General features: G+C 64.3%; 1 protein-coding gene and 1 pseudogene. One reads left to right on the top strand and one right to left on the bottom strand.

The annotated features are described in order from the left end of the window. The coding region (locus JMJ56_RS33265) for a winged helix-turn-helix domain-containing protein (RefSeq protein WP_202836141.1) at window positions 1-279 on the top strand (279 nt) is incomplete at its 5' end. Here JMJ56_RS33265 and JMJ56_RS33260 read toward each other — a convergent pair. Beyond that, window positions 237-530: pseudogene (locus JMJ56_RS33260) on the bottom strand (hypothetical protein); the annotation flags it as partial. The gene JMJ56_RS33265 and the pseudogene JMJ56_RS33260 overlap by 43 nt on opposite strands.

Genomic DNA, 530 nt, shown 5'->3' with positions numbered 1-530 from the left:
CTGCAGGAGACGGCCCGCAACCGCAAGATCCGGCTGACGGACAAGGAATGCGCGATCCTGAAGTTCCTCTACCGCGCTGGCGGCAAGTCGGTCTCACGCCCGGTGCTGCTGAACGAGGTTTGGAACTACAGCAGTGCCGTCTCGACCCACACGCTGGAGACGCATGTCTACCGGCTGCGCCAGAAGCTCGAGGTCGACCCCGCCCAGCCGCGCCTGCTGCTGACCGAGAATGGCGGCTACAAGCTGGATGCCACCGTGTTCGAGGTTGCCCGCCGCTGATGGAGGTGCCCTGACTGGCGTGAGCTGTTCAGGGCCGAAACCGTCGATGCGAGGGCTGTGGGATCGAAGGGCTTGTAGAAGACCTTCTCCCAAGGAAAGAACGCATGGTCAGCCAGCATCTCTCGGCTGCCTGTCTCATAGATGACCCGCAGGTCTGGCCGCCTTTGCCGCGCCTTGGTGGCCAGGGCCAGGCCACTGTCGCCGGCGCCCAGGTTGAGATCGGTGACCAGCACGTCGATGCGCTGCAAAGG

This window comes from Belnapia arida, from assembly GCF_016773205.1.
GTDB lineage: Bacteria > Pseudomonadota > Alphaproteobacteria > Acetobacterales > Acetobacteraceae > Belnapia > Belnapia arida.
This window is presented reverse-complemented; position numbering and strand designations above follow the sequence as displayed.